Raw genomic sequence first — 3,012 nt, 5'->3', positions numbered from 1 at the left:
AACACGGCGACCAGCGACAACGTCATGGAGAAGATGGTGAAGCCGATTTCGCCTGCGCCCTTCACCGCTGCCTCGAAGGGTTTTTCGCCCATCTCGATATGGCGCATGATGTTCTCAAGCATCACGATCGCGTCATCGACGACGAAGCCGACCGCAAGCGTCAGCGCCAGCAGGGAAAGGTTATCCAGGCTGTAGCCGAGCGCGAACATGGCGCCGAACGTGCCAAGCACGGAGATGGGCAAGGCCACCGCGGGGATGAGCGTCGCCGACGCGTTGCCGAGGAACAGGTAGATCACGAGCACCACGAGGATGCCGGCAAGCACCAGCGTGAACTGCACGTCGTGCACCGAATCGCGGATCGAGACCGAGCGGTCGTACAGCACATCCAGCTTCACCGATGGCGGCAACGTCGCCTCGAAGCCGGGGATCAGGGCGAAGATGCGATCCACGGTTTCAACGGTATTCGCGCCGGGCTGGCGCTGGATCGCCAGCGTGATCGAGCGATTGCCGTTGAACCAGCTCGCCTTCTGGTCGTCCTGCACGCTGTCGCGCGGCGTGGCGATATCGGAGAGTCGAATGGGCGCGCCATTCCTGTATGCGACCACCACCTGGTTGTAGTCGGCGGCGCGCATCAGCTGGCCGTCCGAACGGATGGAAAGGAGCTGGCGGCTGCCATTGAGTGCGCCGGTGGCCTTGTTGACGTTCGCCGCGGCGATCGCACTGGCCATCTGGTCGACGCCGATGCCGGTGGCCGCGAGGCGATCCGGATCCACCGCGATACGCACGGCGTACTTCTGCGAGCCGTAGACGTTGACCTGGGCCCCGCCTTCCACCAGCGACAGGCGCTGGGCGAGCTCGGTCTCGGCGAAGTCATCCACCGTGTACAACGGCAGCGTCGACGACTGCATGGTCAGGAACAGGATGGGCGCGTCGGCCGGGTTCACCTTGCGATAGGTCGGCGGCGTGGGCATATCCTGCGGCAGCTGGCGCTGCGCCGCGGAGATCGCCGCCTGCACGTCCTGCGCCGCGCCATCGATGCTCCGGTCCAGCGCGAAGGTCACGGTGATCTGCGTCGAACCCAGTGAACTGGATGACGTGAGCGAATCGATACCCGCGATCGTCGACAGCTGCGCCTCGAGCGGCGTGGCCACCGACGAAGCCATGGTTTCGGGTGAAGCACCCGGCAGGCTCGCGCTGATGTTGATCGTGGGGAAGTCGACGTTGGGCAGCTCGTTGACGGCGAGTTTGGGATACGCGGCAATGCCGAAGATCACCAGCGCCGCCATCAGCAGCGTGGTCATCACCGGGCGGCGGATACACAGTTCAGGCAGGTTCACGCCGCGCCCCTCCTCAGCCCTTGTCGATGCGCACGCGCGCGCCGTCGACCAGCAGCATCTGGCCTTCGGTCACCACGCGTTCGCCTTCGGCGAGGCCCTTGTCGATCACGACGCGCGCCGCCGTGCTGGCGCCAGTGCTGACGCTGCGCTGCTCCACCGTCTGGTCGGGCTTCACCACGAACACGAAGGTACCCCCCGTGGAGCTCTGCAAGGCGATGACCGGGATGCTGATGGCGTCGGTCAGGCGCGTGGTCGGCAAGGTCACTTCGGCGAACTGACCCGGCGTGAGCCGGCCATCGCCATTCTCGAAGCGGCCTTTCAGCACGATCGTGCCGGTGGTCGCATCCACCGCGTTGTCGACGAACTCCAGTTCGCCCTTCAAAGGCTCACCCGTGTCACCGGGAATCTTCGCTTCGACCGGCAACGCGCCGCGCCGCTGGCTGGCGCGTACCGCCGCGAGGCTGTCTTCGGGAATCGCGAACGCCACGCGGATTGGATCCACTTCGTTCAACACGACGATATCGGTGGTATCGGCGGTGAGCGTCGCGCCGGGGTACGCCAGCGGCGCGCCGGTGACGCCATCGAAGGGCGCGCTGATCGTCGTGAAATCGAGCTGCACCTGCGCGGCGCGCGCAGCGGCGCGGTCGCTTTCCAGCGCGGCGCGCGCCACACCGAGGTTCGCCTTGTACAGGTCGAAATCGGCGCGGCTGACAAAGCCCTTGCCCAGCATGTTCTGGTAACGCGCCAGGTCGGCTTCCGCCTTGGTCAGCTGCGCCTGGTCGCTCGCGACCTTGCCCTGGGCTTCATCCAGCGCCGCCTTCAGCGGGCGGGGATCGACCTGCGCCAGCAGGGCGCCCTTTTTCACGTGGGAGCCCGGCGTGAACGCCAGGGTCTCCAGCTGGCCATTCACGCGTGAGCGGATGTTGACCGTGGAATAGGCCTCGGCACGGCCGATGATCTTGAGCGAGAGATCGATCTCGCCGCGCGTCGCGACGGCCGTGGTCACCGGCGTGCCGGCGGACGCACTGGCGCCCTTGCCCGGCTGCTGTGCGTCCTTGCCATCCGCGCCGTGCCGCCAGACGCCGACGCCAATGGCGGCGACCGCGACAAGACCGGCGATGAGGAGAAATTTCTTCCCTGGGGATCGTTGCATGGGGGCTCCGGCCGAAGCCTTAGCTTCGGTCGCCGCGCCGGGGAGTGCGCGGACATGGGTTTAGTCGGGACATCCGTGTTGGAAACGCAGCTTCGGCAATTGCGTTGACAGCCGTTCAGCTTTCCTCGGACGGTTCGTCCAGCGCCTGGAGGTTCTCCTTGATGCGCTCCAGGACCGCGAGCATCTGCTCGAGGTCAGCGGCGGCGATGCCCTGGGTCGAGTCACGACGCAGCCCGCGGGAGATATCTTCCATGTCGTCGATGACGCCGCGCGCCTGGTCGGTATCGTGCAGGCGCCAGGCGCGGCGATCCTTGGGATCGGGCCGGCGCTCGACGAAGCCCGCTGCCTTCAGGCGGTCAATGACCCTGCCTACCGCGATCGGCTCCATGTCCAGTTGTTCGGCAAGCTCGTTCTGGCGCATGCCCGGCCGGCGGTGCAGCCACTTCAGGGCGCGCCACTGGGCACGGGTCAGCCCGAACTTCACCGCGCGACGGTCGAAGTGCTTCCGGAAAAGCAACGTCA

At 66.4% G+C, this 3,012-nt stretch carries 3 protein-coding genes; all 3 read right to left on the bottom strand.

The window, feature by feature from the left end; translation table 11 throughout:
* Positions 1-1,337 (bottom strand): efflux RND transporter permease subunit (locus ACTHLF_RS07285; protein WP_440326151.1); only part of this gene is annotated, 1,337 nt, incomplete at its 3' end.
* A gap of 13 nt (positions 1,338-1,350) precedes the next feature.
* A complete protein-coding gene (locus tag ACTHLF_RS07280) occupies positions 1,351-2,490 on the bottom strand; it encodes an efflux RND transporter periplasmic adaptor subunit (protein WP_440326149.1) in 1,140 nt (379 codons plus the stop codon).
* A 115-nt stretch (positions 2,491-2,605) separates the two neighbouring features.
* Positions 2,606-3,012, bottom strand: a 407-nt coding sequence (locus ACTHLF_RS07275) for a MarR family winged helix-turn-helix transcriptional regulator (RefSeq protein ID WP_440326147.1), incomplete at its 5' end; no start/stop codon positions are given.

Source organism: Luteibacter sp. (genome assembly GCF_051958795.1).
In the GTDB taxonomy this organism is placed as follows: domain Bacteria; phylum Pseudomonadota; class Gammaproteobacteria; order Xanthomonadales; family Rhodanobacteraceae; genus Luteibacter.
Note: the sequence above shows the minus strand (reverse complement) of the source record. Positions and strands in the feature narration are given on the sequence as shown.

What these genes read in the sequence shown, in the direction of transcription:
- ACTHLF_RS07280 (WP_440326149.1), bottom strand. Translation starts at nt 2,490, where the DNA reads ATGCAACGATCCCCAGGGAAGAAATTTCTCCTCATCGCCGGTCTTGTC.